Below are 16,152 nucleotides of genomic sequence, written 5' to 3'. Positions count from 1 at the left end.
TAGAGAAAAATGAAAAAAAGCGAGAGACAATTTTTACTTTGTCTCTCACCTGCTTTAAGATTTAAATTTGTGCCCAAACGCTTTCTAATACATTCGTTTGATTACGGTCTGGTCCTACTGAGAATGTTGAGATACGCACGCCAACTAATTCAGAAATACGGTGTACATAGTTTCTTGCATTCGCTGGAAGATCAGCTAATGTCTTACATCCTGTGATATCTTCTGACCAACCTGGTAACTCTTCATAGACTGGTTTACAGCGGCTCAACTCTTTCAAGCTAGCTGGATAATGATAGATCAATTTTCCATCTAATTCATAGGCTGTACAGATTTTTACTGTTTCTAAACCACTTAGCACATCAATCGAATTCAATGATAAATTCGTGATGCCCGATACACGTTTAGAGTGACGCATTACAACCGTATCAAACCAGCCTACACGACGTGGACGACCTGTTGTTGTACCATATTCTTTCCCCACTCTGCGAATCGTTTCTCCTGTTTCATCAAACAATTCTGTAGGGAAGGGACCATCACCAACACGTGATGTGTAAGCTTTACAAACACCAACGACTTTATTGATCTTAGAAGGACCAACACCACTACCGATCGTAACGCCTCCAGCAACTGGATTTGACGATGTAACAAATGGATAGGTTCCTTGGTCAATATCCAACATAACGCCTTGTGCGCCTTCAAATAATACACGTTTGCCAGCATCTAATGCGTCATTTAAAATAACAGAAGTATCTGTCACGTATTGCTTGATTTGTTGGCCATACTCATAATATTCTTCGAAAATATCTTCAAAAGCAATTGGTTCGCTATCGAACATTTTAACGAATTGACGATTTTTTTCTTCTAAATTGATTTTCAAACGCTCTTCAAAAATTTCTTTATCTAATAAATCTGCTACACGAATCCCTACACGAGCGGCTTTATCCATGTATGCAGGCCCGATCCCTTTGATCGTTGTACCAATTTTGTTTTCACCTTTAGCATCTTCTTGCAATTGATCCAATTGGATGTGGTAAGGTAAAATCACATGCGCACGATCTGAGATACGTAAATTATCTGTTGTGACATTATTGTCTTTTAAATAAGCCAGTTCTTTTACTAAAGATTTTGGATTAACTACGACGCCATTTCCGATCACACTGATCTTGTCTTTGTAAAAGATACCTGAAGGAATCAAATGTAGTTTATAAGTGACACCATCAAATTTAATGGTATGACCTGCATTATCTCCGCCTTGATAACGTGCGATGACCTCAGCATTCTCACTTAAAAAATCTGTGATCTTTCCTTTTCCTTCATCGCCCCACTGCGTTCCAACTACTACAACTGATGACATTCGAACACCTCGTTCTAAATTATTTTGTCCTGATTCATTGTACCAGTAAAGCAGAACGCTTTCAAGGAAAAATCGAATAATATCATTCTTTAAAAATAAAAAGAGGTTAAAACACGAACATTAATCAATATATCAAAAAACATTGAATAAAAAAGCGAATATTGGCTGTCTGTCCTATAAATGAAAAAATAGATGCCTTATCATTTTCGAAGACTGTCATCTAAAAATAACAAATTGCATATTTCTTTTTCTAGAAAACTAACGTAAAATATAATACGCAATTCATTTTAAATAGGAGGGTTTTTATTTTGTTGGGTGTTGTTTTATTATTCGTTGGCATTACATTGATTAGTAACGGCTATTGTGGGTTAGCGGGAGTTGATGGGAAATCAACTGCCTTTATAAACTTATTTACAGGAAGTATAACGTTTATAGCCAATACAACTTTTTTATTGCGTGGCGACTATTTTTCCGCTGGTACTGGTTTTTTATTTGCTTGTACAAACCTTTTGATGGGCGTTATCTACTTGTTTGATTTAGACTGGCGCTCTTATGGTATTTTCGGATTATTTGTTGCAGTAAATGCCATTCCTTGTGCCTACCTTTCATATGCTAGTGGTGACTGGCGTTTTGCCATCATCTGGATACTCTGGGGAATTCTATGGTTTTCTGGATTTTTACAAAATGTTTTGGCACTTCCAATTGGAAAATTCGTTTTGTACTTAGCCATTTTTGAAGGAATCGTTACTGCTTGGATTCCTGGATTTTTAATGATAACAGAATTATGGTAAGCAAAAAACAGCTATGACCGGAATAAATACCGGCGTATAGCTGTTTTTTTATTTAATGGTTAAAAATCATCTGGTCTTTGGGATAGCGAAGCAAATTTATTGAACTCTTTAATAAATAACAGCTCAACCGTCCCTCGGGCACCACTTCTGTTTTTCTCAATAATTACTTCAATGACGTTATCGATTTCAGGTTCTTCACGATTGCCATCTTCTCCCTCTTCACCACGATCATAATAATCATCACGGTAAAGGAACGCCACGATATCCGCATCTTGCTCAATAGATCCAGACTCACGGATATCACTTAGTACAGGACGTTTATCCTGACGCTGTTCTACACCACGGGATAATTGAGACAAGGCAATAACTGGAACTTTTAATTCTTTGGCCAATTTTTTTAATTGACGGGAAATTTCAGATACTTCTTGTTGACGACTCTCGCGACCAGTTCCTTCAATCAGCTGCAGGTAATCGATCAATATCAACCCAAGATTGCCACGTTCTTGTGCTAACTTCCGGCATTTTGCCCGAATTTCTGTGATTTTAATACCTGGTGTATCATCGATATAGATTTGTGCTCTGGATAAACTTCCCATCGCAATAATCAGATTTTGCCACTCTTCTTCTGAGAGCTGACCTGTCCGCAGGTGTCCAGCTTCAATCGAACCTTCCGCACAAAGCATCCGGTTAACTAACGATTCTGCCCCCATTTCCAAACTGAAAATAGCAACAGAACGATCTGTTTTAGTCCCAATGTTCTGTGCAATATTCAACGCAAAGGCTGTTTTCCCTACCGCTGGACGAGCTGCCAAAATAATCAATTCCTCAGCTTGTAGTCCTGCTGTCATTTTATCCAAAGCTGGGTAACCAGTAGGTAAACCAGTGATTTCTTCATCATTTTGATAAAGTTGGTCAATATTGGCAATCGACGTGTTCAATACATCCGCGATCGATAAAAAACCACTTCGATTTCTTTTTTCTGAAACTTCTAAAATACTACGCTCTGCATCGTCTAATATTGTTTCAACATCTTCGCCTTGCTCAAAACCTTTGGTAACAATTTCTGTAGCGGTTTGAATCAAGTTGCGCAGCAATGATTTTTGCTCAACGATTTTTGCATAATACACAATATTAGCAGCTGTTGGTACAGCTAACGCTAAGTCAGACAGATAGCTTAAACCACCAACGTCTTCTAGTAAATTCTCTTGCTCCAAACGATCTTTGATCGTAATAACATCAATCGCTTCATTTCGATCATTCAAGGTAAGCATAGTCTGAAAAATCAATTGATGATTACGGCGATAAAAATCTTTTGGTTCTATGTATTCTAAAGCATCGATAATAACCTCAGCATCTAAAAAAACCGACCCTAAAACGGCCTGCTCTGCTTCCATACTTTGGGGCGGTACTCGATCTTGCCATACTTCATTCATTTTTTTCTCTCCTATAGCTATAATTACGCTTTTCAGTCTTTCTATTTTAACAAGAAACAACCGAAATGTACAATGACAATATCGTGTCTTTTCTTCTTACCGATAAACAAAAAACAGAGGATAACCTCTGTTTTTACTAATTATTCTTCTATTACTTGAACTTTGATAGTTGCCGTTACGTCATGATGTAATTTCGCTGGAACTTTTGTAAACCCTAATGAACGAATTGGTTGTGATAGTTCTAGCTTACGCTTGTCTAATTTGACCTTATATTGCTTGTTTAAGGCCTCTGCGATTTGTTTTGAAGGAATAGCTCCAAAGAGACGTCCATCCTCACCAGCCTTTGCTTTAAGCTCTACAACTGTATCTTCTTTTTCTAGGAACTCTTGCATTTTTTTCGCTTCTGCTAAAATTTCGGCTTCATGCTTATCTTGGGCCTTTTTTTGTCCAGCAAGGGCACTGATACTTCCTTTATTCGCTTCTTTAGCATATCCATTTTTGATTAGAAAGTTTTGTCCGTATCCGTTTGGTACTTCTTTTACTTCCCCTTTTTTTCCTTTACCTTTGACGTCTTGTAAAAAAATAACTTTCATGCGTATTACTCCTCCTCGTATAGTAATTAATGATCAGCTCCAACTAAAATATGAAGGCAATACTTTTTGCGACAATCTTAAAAGGTACTAGCCCAGTGAATCTGAATCATACATCACATCTATATTTTGATAGATCACTTTTAGCAGCTGCTCTTTTACCTCAGCTACTGTTACATTAGATAATTGTACCGCAGCATTGGTAAAATGACCACCTCCGCCTAAATTTTCCATGATTAGTTGGACATTTATTGACCCGTTACTGCGTGCACTGATACCAATTTGCTTATCGATCCGTTTTGTTATGACAAACGCCGCATTGATTCCGACCATTGATAATAATGTATCCGCTGTTTTAGCAGCTGTTACACTATCATATTCTTTCTCTTCACTGCCAGTCACGATAACCGTATCTGGCGTAACATATTCACTTTGGGCAATCAAGCTGTTCATTTCTAAATAACTAGTTAAATCTGAGCTTAATAAGTATTGTACTAAAGATGAATCTGCGCCACAAGTTCTTAAATAGCTAGCCACATCAAATGTGCGTGCCGTAGTCCGAACACTAAAACTTTTTGTATCAACAACGATTCCTGCAAGCAGTAAGGTTGCTTCAAATTTGTCCAACTGTTTTTGTGCATTACTTTGATACTCAATCAATTCTGTCACCAATTCTGAAGCAGATGAAGCGGATGACTCGATGTAAGAAAGTAATGGTTTAACAGGAAACTCATCACCGCGACGATGATGATCAACGATTACAACTTTATCAAATTGTTCATATAATTCTTGTGAGATCGAAAGTGAGGGTTTCTGGTAATCTACCATGATCAATAAACTACTATCGGTTTTCTTTTTCATTGCTTCTTTTGGTGTGATGATCTGTTTTGCTAGTTCAGGATATTTTTCCAGCTCAGACATCACTCTTTCAACATCCGGAATACTTTCATTTTTCTCTAACACAACCCAAGCTTCTTTACTATGAAATTTGGCTAACCTTGCCATGCCAAATGCCGAACCTATTGCATCCATATCAGGAAAACGATGGCCCATAATATAAACATCTGAGGACTCAGAAAAAATACCTTGAATTGCAGTGCTCATTGCACGAGAGCGAACACGCGTTCTTTTTGCGACTGATGCTGTTCTACCACCATAAAAAATTGGTTTTGCATTATCTTTCGCTTCTTTTACAACGACTTGATCACCGCCTCTAACTAATGCAGTATCTAAGTTTGTTTGTGCCGTATTACCAGTCTGGCTCAACGTTTCTCCACCATAAGAAATCCCCATACTTAATGTAATCGCTATCTCTCTTGTACTAGATTCTTTTCTGATCTTATCTAAAATTTGAAATTTAGAATCCATCATCTTTTTTACATCTTCTAACTGAGCAATGAAAAAATAACGCTCTGCGTTCAATCTTTTATAAAAAACTTGATATTCATCCATCCAATCAGAAACCATTGTGGTGATAAAACTATTTAAGTAAGATATCTCTTTTTCGTCCATACTATCTGTAATATCATCATAATTATCAACGGAAACAATTCCAATAGCTGTCTGCATTTCTAATTTTTCATGATACAGATTGCTTTCTTCCGTAATATCTTTAAAAGTGATTGTATTTTGTTTTGTATCAACATTGAAACGATAAACGTGATCCCCAACTTTAAATATATCTTTATCCTTTTCTGCCAGTGTTACATAGGTTTGTATTAATTCTGGACTAATAAGTGTTTGACCATCTTTATGAAAAATTGCTTCTGCGAAAGGATTTAACCACTTAGCTTCTTTTGTATCAGGATCAAAATTTATAATCCCAACAGACACTTCATTAAAAGCATAATCCAATGACTTTTCTGCAATCGTACTTGCTTCTCTAATTTTTTCTGTATTAGATATCTCAATTTTTTTGATTAGGTAAACTATTCGATTTATCAATACAATATTGAGTATCAGTAATCCAGCTATAAATATATATTTATTAGATATGAAGAAAAATAACATTACTTCTAATAAAAAGAGAACGAATACAGAACCCAAAATCCGTTTCATTCCATTTTTTTTCATTATAAAGACTCCTCCATTGTTCTGCAGATAAGGTTATTTTAGCATAAAAAAAGAAATTCTGCGAATTACAAAATGTTTCACGTGAAACATTTCAAGAAAGGATTTATGGAATTTCATCATTGACTATACAAAACACTTTTTCTACTTGTTTTTCATATTATTCAATCATAAATTTATATATAAAAAAAGAGAACAAAGAACTAGTCCTTGATCTCTTAAGCAAATTCTATATTATTGCTCTTCACCAACAAATGGTAATAAGCCCATGATACGTGCGCGTTTGATTGCAATTGTTAATTTGCGTTGATTCTTAGCACCAGTACCTGTTACACGACGTGGCAAAATTTTTCCACGTTCAGAAATGAATTTTTTTAATAATTCGATATCTTTATAATCAATATATTCAATATGGTTAGCAGCGATATAATCGACTTTACGACGTTTACGTCCGCCTCTTCTTTGTTGTGCCATTCTTATTCCCTCCTATCAAATTCGTTTAGAATGGTAAATCATCATCTGAAATGTCAATAGTAGAACCTGTTCCACCAAACGGATCAGAGTCTCTATCAAAATCAGGCATACCGTTATTGTTAGACTGAGAGGATGATTGATTAAAATTGTTTTGTCCAGAGAAATCATTATTTTGTGCTGGTTTTGGTTGGAAACTTCCACCGCCACTGTTGTTAGCACCAGCATTATATGTTGATCCTGATCCTTCTTGTGTTTGTCTTTGCTCTGAAGCAGAACGAGACTCTAACAATTGGAAATTATCACATACAACTTCTGTAACGTAAACACGTTGACCTTGTTGATTTTCATACGATCTCGATTGGATACGTCCAACGACACCTAACAAAGTACCTTTACGTGCATAGTTTGCCATCGTCTCAGCAGGCTTACGCCAAATCACACAATTAATAAAATCTGCTTCACGATTTCCATTTGCATTCGTAAAGTTACGGTTTACCGCTAAAGTAAATGTCGCAACCGCTGAACCACTAGATGTATATCGTAAATCTGGATCTTTTGTTAGTCTTCCAACTAATACAACGTTGTTAATCATTTAAACATCTCCTTTCGTCATTCCAATGTTTCACGTGAAACATTTGGATTATGCTTCTTCCTTGATAATCATATGACGGATAATACTGTCATTGATTTTAGCAAGACGATCAAATTCATTGATTGCTCCTGCAGTTGATGGAGAAGATACTTTAACGATATGATAGATGCCTTCACGGAACCCGTTCATTTCATATGCTAAGCGGCGTTTTTCCCAATCTTTTGATTCGATAACTTCTGCTCCGTTATCTTTCAAGATTGTGTCGAAACGTTCAACTAAAGCAGTTTTTGCTTCTTCATCAATGTTCGGACTAATAATGTACATAATTTCGTAATTCGTAGCTTGACTCATTGATTTTCACCTCCCTATGGACTTTAGGCTCTTAGTTTGCTAAGAGCAAGGAGAGTTATCTAAAATATATAGACTACTCACAAGGTTTCATTATACAGCTAAAAGCTGATAAAATCAAGCATTCTTCACAAATTTTGTTCATCTTTTTAATCAATCACTTTTTCTCTCTGTCTTACTTTAATATACGTATAAATTTATTCTTTTCATTTTTTTGCTATTTATTTAGGTTATTTATTTTTCATGGTATACTATCTTTGTTCGATATTACACAAATACTTTAAAGAGTTTGAAAGGATGCTGTTACATTGAATCAATTGTTAGAATACCAACCGCTCAACTTATACACGAATTATCTGGATGCTGCACTTAAGAACCCAGAAACTGCTATCATTCATGATGAGGCTTTACCAGCTTTTCCTGAACTTGGAACTAATTATACCTATCAATTAAGTCATGAAGCGATTTTAAATCGTGCCTATCAATTGGCTAGTTTAGGTGTTAAAGCGGAAGACAAAATCATTATATTCAAAAGCTCAAAATTCGATACGTATTTGTTGGCAGTCGCTGCTTCTTATTTAGGCGCTGTTCCTGCGATGATTTCTTATCATTTTCCTGCTGAAACGATTGAAGTTTTTGTTGATCGTTTGGAAAATCCATTTATCTTATTTGATGATGAAACTGCCGCTAAAGTAGCTAAGGTGAAAAATAGCTCTCCAGAAAAACAAATTTCAGTAGCAAAACTTTTACAGGCTCAAGCTAAAGAAGTCCCACAAGTAGAATTACCTAAGGATACTATTGCTTATATGACACATACCTCTGGCACAACTGGCATTCCCAAATTGATTTGTCACTCTGCTAATTCAATGGGCTGGCGTACAAAATGGCAAAAAACGATTTTTACGAAGATCGCCGAGAAAAAACTTGTTGGATTCCATATTTCACCGGTTCATTCTCGCTTTAATATTGGGATTTCTTCCTTAATGGCGATGGGTTTTCCGATGATGCCATTATCGATTTCAAATAGTGATTCTGTTTCGAAAATGCTTATAAAGTACCAACCAATTGCGCTTGAAACACATCCAAACAATTTTGTTCAATGGACTTCTCTTGCAAAAAGACAGCCTGAGGCTTTCGCTAGCGTACGCTATTACCATTCTACGTTTGACGCGATCAATAATGCGACAATGGGCCGTTTCTTAAAAGCTTCAGAGAAAAATGATCCAATTTTCCTTCAAGTCTACGGTCAAAGTGAATGTGGCCCAATGATCTTAAAAGCTCATACTTTAGAGTCTCTAAAAACATCGGATGCTCGTGATATGGGTGTTGGTTTAGAAGGGTTAACGGAAGCACGAATCGCAGATAAAGATGGCAATGTTTTACCTGCTATGACAGATGGACATATTCAATTTTTATCTAAAGGACGCGCCTTAACTTACTATAAAGAAGATGATCGATTCCAAGAAACCGTCTTTGGTCCTTGGTGGGATAGTGGGGATTATGGCTTTATGAATGAAAATGGTCATTTATTCCTGAAAGATCGTCAAGTTGATTTGATTGAAAAAATCGATAGTAATTTGGCAATTGAGGATCATTTATTGGATGCTCTTGATTTTCTTCAAGAAGTAATCATCGTTAGAGCAAAAGACAATTCTCCTCAACCAATTCTCGCAGTTGATCCAAAACAAGGCATGGATTGGGATGCTTGGTGGGAACAAGTAACTGACTTACCTCATCTAAACAAACCGATTATTATGGATTGGGACGAAATTCCTCGTACAGCTACGATGAAAGTACAACGATTACAAATTGAGAAAACTTTAAAGGAAAAATAACAAGTTATTATAAATAAGAATCACAGTCTAAGATAAAAAATTAGCCTGTGATTCTTTTTATTTAGTAAATATCGTATCATAAATACCATATTTTAATAACGTTTCTACGGATAAAGAAACACCAATTCCCAAGCCATCAGGCACACTGATTTTACCTTTTTGAATTTCAATAGGCTCAGTCAAAATATCTTCATAGTAATAACGATTAGAAGCTGAAATATCTCCAGGAAAAGTAAAGATTTTTTGAGAAGCAAATTGTAAATTCAACGCTCTTCCCACGCCAGATTCAAACATACCACCTAGCCAAACAAGTAACTTTTTTTCATTACAAAAATCGACTATTTTCATAGCTTCTGTAATTCCACCTACTCTAGGAATCTTCAAATTGATACTTCGGCAGCTCCCAAAAGAAAATGCCAACTCACAATCTTTAAGCGTTCGAATATTCTCATCCAAACAAATATCTGTTTTTAATTCTTTTTGCAATTGTGCATGATCCAAAAAATCATTCGCCGCAAAGGGCTGTTCGATCATTGCTAAATTGTATGTGTCTAATTGTTTTAAGTGCGCTATATCTTTAATGGTATAGGCAGAATTAGCATCTACCATCAGTGTAAGATTGGGAAATTTTTTCCGAATCACTTCGATTGGTTTCAAATCATAGCCTGGTCGAATTTTCAATTTAACTCTTTGGTACCCAAGAGCAACATATTCAGTAATTTGATCCGTTAATTTAGTTAAATCAGTCTGAATACCCACACTGACGCCAACCGGAATTTGAGCTCTCGTTCCATTGAAATACGTTTTTAGACTTTCTCCGTTACGTTTAGCATATAAATCCCAGATTGCTGTCTCAAGGCTGGCTTTTGCCATTTGGTTGCCTTTAACCTCATTGAAGAGAAGTGATACTTCTTTAGGATGATGAATCTCTACGTCTTTTATTAAAGGAATCAAGTGCTTTTCTATAATAATTCGTGCAGTATCAATCGTTTCTTCTATGTAATCTGGCTGTTCAAAAGGGACCAATTCACCTATCCCCTGATTACCTAATTCATCTGTCACTAACAAAAGATCAAATGCTTTCTCTGTTAAGCGACCATAACTTGTTTCAAAAGAAATCCGTAAAGGTAGCCGAACACGATAACGATCAATGCGGTGAATTTTCAATATGGTTTCCTCCTTTTAAAAGTGTAGCGGGCTCGTTCAGCTCTGACAGAAAAATAGGAAGACATAACCCGAGGGGCTTTTTGCCTCAATTATAGTTTTATCTTTTTTCCGAGGAGCTAGATAAAAACGTATAGACAACTTCTTCAACTATTTCCGGTTTTTCCAAATGAACACAATGGCCAGCATCACTTACGACTTCAATAGACATATCAGGTTGCTTTTCCTTCATACTTTGGGCTATGTGCTGAAATTTAAGGTCTAATTCCCCCACTATCACCAATGTAGGGATTTTTATTTTGTCCAACTCTTGCCAAAAATCAGGCTGAACTCCTGTACCCATATACCATAAACTACAAGCCAACCCAAAAACTTGTTGAGATAATCGTTCTTGACGAAGTGTTTCCTGAATTTTCGAGGATAGTCGTTTTTGGCTATCAAAAAGGGACAGTTTTTCCCATTTATCAACAAAGGCTTCTATAGGGTGACTCATTATAAACCCAGCTAGATGTTCATCAGAACGTTTGCGCATAATTCGCTCCGACATGCTCTGTAAACCAGGAGAACCACTCTCTAAGACCAGTTGATGAATCTTTTGAGGAAATAGGTACGTAAATCCTAAAGCTACTCTAGCGCCCATTGAATAGCCTAATAAAGAAAATGAAAGTATCCCTAATTTTTCGGTCAATAACGCAATGTCCTGACACAAGCAATCCATCTGATATCGATAGGGGTGAACATAACAATCCGTTTGACCATGACCAATCAAATCAATCACTAAAATATTTCTATCACTTTCTTTTTGAAAAACTGGAGCAAACGTTTGGCTTGTTCCAGTAAACCCATGAAAACAAACCAATGTTGGTCTATTTGACTCATAGCCAGACAACCATTCATAATAATAAATTACACCATTTATACTTGTTTTCATTTATTTTTTCCCTAGCTTTTTTTTCAGTCCATCAATGACTTTTTCATATAACAACACATTTTCATGACGGTCACCTACAACTTCAATCAGTTGGAACTTAGGTTGCTTTTGTGTAGCTTCCAGCAACAGCTCTAATTGTTCTAAGGTCTCTGCTTTTACATATTCAGCGCCATATAATTGAGCAACTAAAGAAAAATCTAAATCGATCGGTGTACCAAAAATCGGTTCAAAATCCTCTACTTTCAATTGGCGTTGTGAAAGAAAAGAAAAAATGCCGCCACCATTATTATTTAATAAAACAATCGTTAATGGCAAATTATACCGTTTGGCCAACAATAAACCATTCATATCATGATACATAGCCAAATCACCGATTAACAATACATTTTGACGGTCTGGGTTTGTCGCACACATTCCCAAGGCAGTTGAGATGATGCCATCGATTCCATTGATTCCTCGGTTACCAAATAAATGATAATGATTGCCTTTAGGTGTTGAAAATCGGTCTAAAAAGCGAATCGCATTGCTGTTTGAAACAAACAATTGACCATTTTTCGTCATTTTTTTATGCACTAAAATACTTGCAGAGGTTTCATTTAGTGTCTTCATTTCGCTAAGTTCAGTTAATTGTTGTTCTGTTTTTTCCTGCCAGTCGATCCATTGATTACGCCATGAATCTGCGGTTCTCATTTTAATTTTATCAGTAACTGCCTTAGCAAAAGTTTGTTCTTCTGCCTGTATAGCAACTTGTGTTTGTTTTAATTGATCTTGCCACTCACCCGTTTCATCGACGAAGTAGATCGTTGTTGTCTCATTAAGAGATTGTAGCCAGAGCATCGTATTTTTTGAAATTGGCAACATTCCAAATCGTATCACCACTTCTGGATATTGGATCATGTCAACTTCTTGGATAAATAAGTCCGCATAACTCATAATCAAAGGACTCTCTTTACTACCCGAATTGATATTTGCCAGGGGATCACTAAGAATCGGCCAATTTAACATTCCTGCTAATTCAATAAATATTTTGGCTTCTTCTGGTGTGTGGCTTCCACCAACAACTAAAACACCTTTTTTTCCTTGCCATACATCGACACACTCTGCTAGTTGTTCCTCTGACAACTGCTTTTTACCCGCGAAGATTTCGGTTGTTTTTTCAGTGACCAATGATCGATTTAAATCAGGTAATAACGGCTCCCGCAATGGGAAATTCAAATGAACTGGACCTTTGGGTGTTTGGCAAGCGGTATCTGTTGCACGCATTCCTTGCCAATAGGCATAGTCCAGCATCACCTTCGTTCCTTCTGGAATCGCCATTTCTATAAATTCCTTTACATGATTTTGGAACAAATGAAACTGATCCATCGCTTGAGGAGCACCAACTTGCCGTAATTCGTGGGGCCGATCCGTTGTCAAAATAATCAATGGAATATGACTAGCGTTAGCTTCACAAATCGCTGGATAGTAATTTGCTGCGGCTGTTCCTGATGTACATAATAAAACAACCGGCTTAGTGCTTGCTTTACTTAATCCTAAAGCAAAAAAAGCTGCCGAGCGTTCATCTACTTCAATGAATGTCTCTATTTGTGCTTGTCGATGTAACAATAATGCTAATGGTGTGGAACGAGAACCAGGACTTATCACAGCTTGCTCCACTCCACTGCTGATCATCCCTTCAACAAAGGTTTGTAAATAATTTGTCATTTCACTTTGATTTGCCATGATCGTCCCCGCCTATTCCTCTTAACATCGGTTGAAATTTAATTTTTGTCTCTATTCTTTCTTGCTCTGCTTGAGAATTTTTCACAATACCACATCCAGCATATAAGTAGCCGATTTTCTCAGAAAATACAGCCGAACGAATCCCCACCGCAAATTCCCCTACATCTTCTTTGATAGCGACCCAGCCGATTGGCGCGCCATACAATCCTCGATCTAACTGTTCATGCTCTTTAAGCCATGCCAAAGCGAGTTCCTTTGGTTCTCCGCCTAATGCGGGTGTTGGATGTAATTGCTGAATTCCTTTCAAGAATTGATACGCTTTTTGACGTTGCCCTTCAATCGGTAAATGTAAATGCTGAATATCGCGATTCTTTAATAATTCTGGTTTCTTAGTCTCTATGGAAGTTCCTGTCATCTTTTCTAATTCTTTGATGATTCTATCGACAACAATTTTGTGCTCCTGTTTATTCTTCATATCATTTAATAAATAGTTACCCAGCGCATCATCTTCCGTCTCCGTTGTTCCACGTGAAACAGAACCAGCGATGCTTGCCGTTGAAAAAGTCTTTTTAGAAGCTTTTAATAAACGTTCCGGCGTGGCACCGATAAAGACATGTTCATCCGCTTCAAACACAAAAAAGTACGTATTGGTTTGCTGTTGTTGAAGATTCTTTAAAATGATATCTGCTTGAAATGGACGATCGCTTTTCACTTCCATCCGTCTTGCCAACACAACTTTCTCTAAAGGTCCTGCTTCTCGTAGTTTTGCTACAGTTTCGTCAACGACCGTCAGCCATTCTGAAACAGCGATTTCTTCCGCTTTTATTTGCATAGTTTCTTTTTTTTCAATCAGCTGAGTAGCCATTACTTTAGCAAATTGTGATGTGAGTTCCAACCACTTTTGCTGTACTATTTCTTTATTTTCTGCACTGAAATTCAGCGTAAGATACTGTTTTCCAGCGGTTTCTGTCAGTAAAAAGGTCGGCAAATAAAACAATCCTTGTTCCATAATTCCCCAGTCATTTTGTTTAGACTGTTTGCTATCAAAAGCGAATCCTCCAAATAAAATAGCACCTGTTCCAGGAATAGAATGGTTTTGATAAATTTTATCTTTTTCTCCTAAAATAAATGTATCTACTTGTTCAAATGAAGCTTGATCATGCGCTAATTCTTTTTCTTTGCCGAAACCGACTAGCGTAAAATTACTGTCAGGTGTTTGCCAATAAAACCGTTCACCTTTAAAGGTTTTTTTTCCCTTCTCAAAAGAAGTACGCAAAGAATCTACATTTTCATTTATTTCTTTGACCCAGCTAAATTGACGATAACCATTTTCATAAGCTTGTTCTAATTCTTTAGGAATGCTCATTTGCTTAAAAAAGCCTCCCTCTCTCTTGTTGTTAAGCGATGTTTCGCTAATTTCCCGCTAGCGGTTCTGGGTAGCGAATGGCACAAGTAGATCCGTTTAGGCAGTTTATATTTTGCTAAATAGTTTTTAGCAAAGGTATTTATTGTTTCGATTGTGATCGTTGATTCTCCGACAATATAAGCCACAGGAACAGCGCCCCATTTTGCATCGGCTTCACCAACTACAGCAACTTCTTTTACCCCAGGAAACTCTTGGAGTATATGCTCGATTTCTGTAGGATAAATATTTTCGCCGCCTGAAATGATCAACTCACTTAAACGGCTGACTAAATACAGATATCCTTCATCATCTAGATATCCCATATCACCTGTTTTAAACCAGCCATCTGCCGTCCATTTTACCGTTTGCCATTGTTCGCCATTTAAATATGTACGAACGATATTCTTTCCTTTTAATAGAATCTCTCCAACTTCATTTGGAGACACTCGTTTTGCTTGTCCATCAACGATTTTGATTGCTATCCCCGTAAATGGTTTACCCGCAGAACCAATTTTATTCGCCGCATCTTCAAAGCTTAATGCCACGACTTGAGAGCAGGTTTCCGTCATTCCATATGATTGGATCACAGGAATACCATAGCTTTCACATTTTTCCAACGCTTTAGGAGAAATTGGTCCGCCGCCGAGTAACATCTCTTTGAAATTTGGGCTATAGCCCTTCTTAGGATAGTTTTCCAGTAGTTCTTGCAACATAACAGACACAACGGATATCACGGTCCCCCGACCTTCAGCTAGATCATTTGTCACTAATTTTGCGTCAAACTTACTATATAAACGGAAACTGCAACCTAATACTAATTGGCGAATGATGATCGACAACCCGCTAATATGAAATAAAGGTACTGGACACAGCCAGCAATCTTCCGCTGTAATCTCCATATTTTCTTGTGTTGCCAAAGCACTAGCCAAATGATTACTGAAACACTGTACGACTCCTTTAGGATTTCCTGTCGTACCTGATGTGTACATGATCGAAGCCGTATCATTAAGTTGATAGATAGAGTCTATTTCAGTTGCTAATGCTACTTTAGTACCTTCTGGCTCTATCATTTCAATTAGGGTTAATTGCTTCAACTCAGTAAAAAATGGCAAACTTTCAGTAGAAACCACCACCAGATTCACCTTTGCATCGGTCAATTGGTAGTGGAGTTCCTGTAAGCTTAAATGTGTATTTAACAAAACTAGCTCTTTACCTAATTCCCACAAAGCTAAAATCGAAAAATACATTTCTTTTGAGTTACGGCTAAATAGAGCAACTCGTTTTTCTTTAGCTGGTATCTTTAACGAAAACGATGCTGTCCATTGCTTAACTTCTTGAGCTACCTCAGCAAATGACCATACTTCATCCTGCCAATAAAAAGCAGGATGATCAGGTCTTTCATTTACTTGTTTTTGGAGCCAACTACTCATGTTTTTCACCCTT

At 36.9% G+C, this 16,152-nt stretch carries 14 protein-coding genes; 2 read left to right on the top strand and 12 right to left on the bottom strand.

Annotated elements, in window-relative coordinates; genetic code table 11:
* Positions 1-61: 61 nt before the first annotated feature.
* On the bottom strand, positions 62-1,354 hold the full coding sequence (locus IGL98_RS00165) for an adenylosuccinate synthase (RefSeq protein WP_206844589.1): 1,293 nt from the start codon (positions 1,352-1,354) through the stop codon (positions 62-64).
* Positions 1,355-1,662: 308 nt separating this feature from the next.
* On the opposite strand from IGL98_RS00165, the gene IGL98_RS00160 reads away from it, so the two are divergent.
* Positions 1,663-2,145, top strand: coding sequence for an AmiS/UreI family transporter (locus IGL98_RS00160; RefSeq protein ID WP_206844587.1), 483 nt, complete (start codon positions 1,663-1,665; stop codon positions 2,143-2,145).
* A gap of 59 nt (positions 2,146-2,204) precedes the next feature.
* Here the strand turns inward: IGL98_RS00160 and dnaB are convergent, their stop codons facing one another.
* From dnaB to rpsF, 6 genes are all read right to left on the bottom strand, one after another.
* Positions 2,205-3,578 (bottom strand): replicative DNA helicase, encoded by a 1,374-nt coding sequence (gene dnaB, locus IGL98_RS00155; protein WP_010762114.1) that lies wholly within the window; start codon positions 3,576-3,578, stop codon positions 2,205-2,207.
* A gap of 140 nt (positions 3,579-3,718) precedes the next feature.
* A complete protein-coding gene (gene rplI / locus IGL98_RS00150) occupies positions 3,719-4,171 on the bottom strand; it encodes a 50S ribosomal protein L9 (RefSeq protein ID WP_206911823.1) in 453 nt (150 codons plus the stop codon).
* A gap of 87 nt (positions 4,172-4,258) precedes the next feature.
* Positions 4,259-6,241 (bottom strand): DHH family phosphoesterase, encoded by a 1,983-nt coding sequence (locus IGL98_RS00145; RefSeq protein ID WP_206911822.1) that lies wholly within the window; start codon positions 6,239-6,241, stop codon positions 4,259-4,261.
* Positions 6,242-6,472: 231 nt separating this feature from the next.
* The gene (rpsR, locus tag IGL98_RS00140; RefSeq protein ID WP_010762117.1) at positions 6,473-6,712 is read right to left on the bottom strand and encodes a 30S ribosomal protein S18; all 240 of its coding nucleotides are present in this window, start codon (positions 6,710-6,712) and stop codon (positions 6,473-6,475) included.
* A 25-nt stretch (positions 6,713-6,737) separates the two neighbouring features.
* Positions 6,738-7,304: a single-stranded DNA-binding protein gene (ssb, locus tag IGL98_RS00135; protein ID WP_206844582.1), complete on the bottom strand. Its 567-nt coding sequence runs from the start codon at positions 7,302-7,304 to the stop codon at positions 6,738-6,740.
* 48 nt (positions 7,305-7,352) lie between these two features.
* Positions 7,353-7,655: a 30S ribosomal protein S6 gene (gene rpsF / locus IGL98_RS00130; RefSeq protein WP_206844580.1), complete on the bottom strand. Its 303-nt coding sequence runs from the start codon at positions 7,653-7,655 to the stop codon at positions 7,353-7,355.
* 305 nt (positions 7,656-7,960) lie between these two features.
* Between rpsF and IGL98_RS00125 the strand changes: the two genes are divergently transcribed.
* Positions 7,961-9,487, top strand: a complete 1,527-nt coding sequence (locus IGL98_RS00125) for an AMP-binding protein (RefSeq protein WP_206911821.1) — start codon at positions 7,961-7,963, stop codon at positions 9,485-9,487.
* Positions 9,488-9,544: 57 nt separating this feature from the next.
* On the opposite strand, the gene menC is transcribed toward IGL98_RS00125, so the two are convergent.
* The 5 genes from menC to IGL98_RS00100 all read right to left on the bottom strand — a co-directional run bounded on the left by menC (position 9,545) and on the right by IGL98_RS00100 (position 16,139).
* Positions 9,545-10,654 (bottom strand): o-succinylbenzoate synthase, encoded by a 1,110-nt coding sequence (gene menC, locus IGL98_RS00120; protein WP_206911820.1) that lies wholly within the window; start codon positions 10,652-10,654, stop codon positions 9,545-9,547.
* A gap of 97 nt (positions 10,655-10,751) precedes the next feature.
* A complete protein-coding gene (menH, locus tag IGL98_RS00115; RefSeq protein WP_206911819.1) occupies positions 10,752-11,582 on the bottom strand; it encodes a 2-succinyl-6-hydroxy-2,4-cyclohexadiene-1-carboxylate synthase in 831 nt (276 codons plus the stop codon).
* Entirely contained in the window at positions 11,583-13,304 is a 1,722-nt protein-coding gene (gene menD / locus IGL98_RS00110; protein WP_206911818.1) for a 2-succinyl-5-enolpyruvyl-6-hydroxy-3-cyclohexene-1-carboxylic-acid synthase, read from the bottom strand. It lies immediately after the preceding gene.
* Entirely contained in the window at positions 13,288-14,670 is a 1,383-nt protein-coding gene (locus IGL98_RS00105) for an isochorismate synthase (protein ID WP_206911817.1), read from the bottom strand. The genes menD and IGL98_RS00105 overlap by 17 nt, the downstream gene beginning before the upstream one ends.
* Entirely contained in the window at positions 14,667-16,139 is a 1,473-nt protein-coding gene (locus IGL98_RS00100; protein WP_206911816.1) for an o-succinylbenzoate--CoA ligase, read from the bottom strand. The genes IGL98_RS00105 and IGL98_RS00100 overlap by 4 nt, the downstream gene beginning before the upstream one ends.
* Positions 16,140-16,152: the final 13 nt, after the last annotated feature.

This window comes from Enterococcus sp. DIV0840 (assembly GCF_050527835.1).
GTDB classification, from domain to species: Bacteria; Bacillota; Bacilli; order Lactobacillales; family Enterococcaceae; genus Enterococcus_L; species Enterococcus_L ureasiticus.
This window is presented reverse-complemented; position numbering and strand designations above follow the sequence as displayed.